We start from the raw sequence: 2,693 nt of genomic DNA on the forward strand, positions 1-2,693 counted from the left end.
AACCATCTCATCGACGGTTCGCGACGGGAGAACACCGCCGAGCACTCCTGGTACGTGGTTTTTATTTTATTTTCAAGACTTATCTTTGTGTTTGAGCTTTTCTATCCTCTGGATTTCTTAATTTTAAATTTTTTGTCAACATTAAAATCTCAATTTATCAATTTATTTTTTAAAATATGAGATAAAAAATTTATCCATTCAACGTTACCACGAGCGAAAGCGAGTTTTATTCAAAACACTCTTTTTAAAGGGTATTGTATTAGGTACTCCTAAACAAAAATGTACGTAACGTTACTTTTTGAGGGTTGTGTACACAAACCCGTTGCTTGCCAGTAACTTTTTCAAGACTGGGCAAGCAACGGGTTTACCATGGTAAAGCCAAAAAAAGCTACAAAAAAATGTGACTTTTTTTTAATCATTATATTGTCTCTCCGCTCGATAACAAAAACTTTATAGATTATTAAAGAAAGAAATGAACCAAGTTATAAAACCAAAAATTGGGAAAATCATCCACCAATAAATTGAAAAAAATTGCCAAAAGTTTTCAAAGCGTTCTTTTTTTTCTTTTAATTTTATGCCCTTAGTAAGAGGGTACTTTTGGTCAAGCATTTCATTTAATTTAACTCCTAAATAATAATTTGCTAGACCTATTAACAATAATAATAAACTTACCCATGCCAGCCAAGAAAGTGTAGTATTATAGCCAGATGCTAATTCATTAATTTCAACACCTAAAATTGACATAACCAAAAGTATAGCTGCTATAACCAATAAAGTAATTGAGACGGTTATAGTTTGTCTATATTTCAGTTGAATAAGCTGTTCTTTAGACATATCCATGATTTCTACCTCTTTTGCTTCTTCCTCAATGCTTTCAAATAGTTCACTTACTGGAACTAAAAGAGCATTAGATATTGAGGCTAAAGTATCTAAACTAACATCCGTTCCATTTTCTATTCTCTGAACCGTTCTAACAGTTATATTTGCTTTTTCAGCCAGTACTTCTTGCGTCCAACCTCTTTTTTTTCTTAACTCAGCAACTCTATATTTATTCATGAATATATAATAAACTATTTTTTTAAACATGTACACGACAGATAGACGACAAAAGAACGACAATCTACCGACACAAAGGTAAAACAACAGTTTTGGAGGAAATAATAAAAGCAGTAATCATACTAAAAACTGCTTTTATTATTGTTTTATTTTTCATGTTGCTCTGTTTTGGACTTTTTATTCTTTAGTTTTTTATATTCTTTATTGATGACGTTAAGTCAAGTTTTTAGAGTAACAAACGTAGAATTTTAATCTATTTATTTTAAGCACTTACCTTTTCAAATTGATTAGGTGTAAGATACCCTAAACTTTGATGGATTCGTTTTGAATTATAAAAGGCTTCGATGTACCAGAAAATACTCTGATAGGCTTCTTCAAAGTTCTTATATTTAAATTGATACACCCACTCTCTTTTTAAATGTCCATGCCAAGATTCAAGACTGGCATTATGATAAGGGTATCCCCTTCGACTGAAAGAGTGAGTCATCCCATAATACTTAAGTAACTCTTCATACTCTAGACTCGTATACTGGCTTCCTTGGTCAGAATGAAGAATAACAGCTTCTGGATAGTCTTGTGATTTAATGGCCTTATTTAAAGTTCTTTGCACTAATTCTACAGTCATTCGCTTGCCCAAATCCCAAGCAATGACTTTTTTAGTATAACGATCCATAATGGTTGAGAGATAAGCCCATACTTGGTGAGTAGGAATATAAGTAATGTCGGTTGACCAAACCTTATTTTTCTTTGTAGGTTCAGTCTGTATGAAATTTTTTCGATTGATGTGATCACTTAGTGAGTATCCAGGCTTAAATTTCTTAATGACTACAGACTTGAGTTGAAGTTGTTTCATTAGCTTCTGTACCAGTTTTAACCCGACTTTTTCCCCTTGTTTAAGTAGAAGATGATGAATTTTAGGAGCACCATAGATTTCTCGGTTAGTATTGAAGAGTTGAGAAATTTTGAGTGACAGGTATTGTCTCCTTAATTGAGTTTTAGATGGATGTCGGTTAATCCGTTCATAATAACTTGATTCAGTAACACCAAGGAGTTGACAGCTTAGTCTGACATTGAGTGCTAAAGTTTGTATGGTTTGAGCCATATCCGCAGCACTCACTTCTTTTTCTCGGCGAATATGGTCAATACTTTTTCTAAGATGTCTCGTTCTTCCTTAACTTTAGCCAGTTGTCTTTTTAATTCTAGAAAATCAGCTTTAGAGACGGAGCTTTCATTAGATTTAGAGTAGAGGTCTATCCATTTATAAATTGTTGCAGGGGCCACGTCGTATTCTTTAGACAGCTGGGTGACGGATTGACCAGAATGATAGAAGGCGATAAGGGTTTCTTTAAATTCTTTTGAGTAGCGTTTTTGCATGTTTTTGTCCTTTGTCTAAATTATACAATAGTGACTCTAAGATTTAAGGATAACATCACTCACAACTTAGGGTTATTAATAGAGGTCAAAATATGAAAATTGGGTATGCACGTGTCAGTACTTTTGAACAAAAATTAGAATCTCAAATTGAAGTTCTGAAAGAAGCATCAGCCGACCAGGTAGCGCACCGTGCGGCGGGTGGTGTTCAGCGCTTCAAGGTGGGTGAGCAGGTCGTGGGTGGCGCCCGCGCCGTCCACCCGCAC

General features: G+C 34.4%; 2 protein-coding genes. Both read right to left on the reverse strand.

What is annotated here, in order from left to right:
• Positions 1 to 450: 450 nt before the first annotated feature.
• A complete protein-coding gene (locus AB0I81_RS63850) occupies positions 451 to 1,056 on the reverse strand; it encodes a helix-turn-helix transcriptional regulator (protein ID WP_023349234.1) in 606 nt (201 codons plus the stop codon).
• A gap of 262 nt (positions 1,057 to 1,318) precedes the next feature.
• A protein-coding gene (locus AB0I81_RS63855) for an IS3 family transposase (protein WP_360680639.1) occupies positions 1,319 to 2,430 on the reverse strand; the annotation gives its coding sequence in 2 pieces (ribosomal slippage) (positions 1,319 to 2,208 and positions 2,208 to 2,430; 1,113 coding nt in all).
• Between the last annotated feature and the right edge of the window lie 263 nt (positions 2,431 to 2,693).

The sequence above is a fragment of the Nonomuraea sp. NPDC050404 genome (genome assembly GCF_040655495.1).
GTDB lineage: Bacteria > Actinomycetota > Actinomycetes > Streptosporangiales > Streptosporangiaceae > Nonomuraea.

What these genes read in the sequence shown, in the direction of transcription:
- AB0I81_RS63850 (WP_023349234.1), bottom strand. Translation starts at nt 1,056, where the DNA reads ATGAATAAATATAGAGTTGCTGAGTTAAGAAAAAAAAGAGGTTGGACG.